The organism is Xenorhabdus khoisanae (genome assembly GCF_001037465.1).
In the GTDB taxonomy this organism is placed as follows: Bacteria; Pseudomonadota; Gammaproteobacteria; order Enterobacterales; family Enterobacteriaceae; genus Xenorhabdus; species Xenorhabdus khoisanae.
Window position 1 is genome coordinate 1 of the sequence record NZ_LFCV01000093.1, and the last position, 1,415, is coordinate 1,415.

2 protein-coding genes are annotated in these 1,415 nt (G+C 39.3%); one reads left to right on the forward strand and one right to left on the reverse strand.

What is annotated here, in order from left to right; genetic code table 11:
• Window positions 1–77: 77 nt before the first annotated feature.
• The gene (locus tag AB204_RS14080; protein WP_047964003.1) at window positions 78–641 is read left to right on the forward strand and encodes a hypothetical protein; all 564 of its coding nucleotides are present in this window, start codon (window positions 78–80) and stop codon (window positions 639–641) included.
• 71 nt (window positions 642–712) lie between these two features.
• Here the strand turns inward: AB204_RS14080 and AB204_RS14085 are convergent.
• A partial coding sequence (locus AB204_RS14085; RefSeq protein WP_200898245.1) for a YadA C-terminal domain-containing protein occupies window positions 713–1,415 on the reverse strand: 703 nt, incomplete at its 5' end.

The window sequence follows — 1,415 nt, forward strand, 5'->3', positions numbered from 1 at the left end:
AGGGACAAAAACTCATTTACTTCGTTTATAACGATGTTGCGCTTAATATGTGAATCCAAGAAGAATTAGATAAAAATTTGAAAAAAGCTCACTTACAAGACAATATTTATGAAGTTCTTCCTGATATATTCGAAAAAAGTTTAGGTAATTCTCAAAAAAAATGGAATGGTAAATGTAATGACACATACAATACACTTCAACTAGTATCTAATCTTTCACATCATGCTGTATCAGAAAATATTAATCAAGAGAAAAAAAAGGAATTTTACTTTTTTGCTTCTTTTTTTCGTAATGTTCCTGTGGGCATATTAGTACTCTCGGATTCAAACTCAAATCGAGCGGGTATCCCTATAATTAGGGCTATAGTTACTCATATGGGTACCCGTAATTGTGGGAGGTCATTGATCGAATATGCTGTGAACAAATCACAAGAATTAAACCGCAAAGGAGTTGTTCAACTTGAACCAGTCCCAAGTGCGACTACAGCTTACCGTAGATTAGGATTTACTAAAGATACGGATGACTGGATGGTGTTAAATCCTGCCAGACAGGGTTCTCTGTGGAATTTGAATAACGGGATTTATCGTTTGCGTCAAAGTAATATAAGCAGACAAATCGAATATGCAGATTCGCAGCAATAATAATTTATTAGTTAAACTTTCAATTCGTGAAAAAATAAAAAGCAGGCGCACTCAGCGCCTGTTATTCAACTTTACCAACCAACTGCAATACCCGCGCCCAAGACCGTACCTTCTGCATTATTCCAGCTTGTAGAGGCTTTAATATTCACATTCTCTGTGAGTTTGGCCTGAGCACCAACCGCAACCGCACTACCATCGTGATATTGCCCTAAGCCCACACCAACACTAAAACGGTTCGCATTGCTGAAAGGAATATTGGTCATTGCCGCAACACTGGCAATCCCGGCATTTGCCCTTTTCTCTATGCGATTAATTTTGTTATCTAATTGACGAACACTCTGACGCATTTCTGACTCTAATGCGTTAAAGCGTTTTTCAGAGTGGGTATGATAATTTTCAGCTTTTTCGTTTATATCCCGAGCGTACTTATACAGTTCATTAGATTTACCCTCGATTTTCTTTTCTACGTACTCTGTTTTTTCTTCAACTTTCTTGTCTAACTGTTCAGTTTTTTCTTTTACTTCTTTAACAGCCTCTTTACTTGCTTGATCGGCAGCCAAGTTGATTTTTTTATCCATTTCTGTTGCCGTTTTTTCAGCCCTATCTGCTGCGCTTTCGGCTGTATTCGCATGTTTTTCTGCGGCTGTTGCAGATGATTTTGCTGATTGTGCTGATTGCTCCACCGCCTGCTGCGACATATTCACCTTTGTCGCCGAGTCTGCTGCCTCTTGCGCTGACCGTTCTGCCGCAAGCTGCGAGATGTTCGCCTTTGTC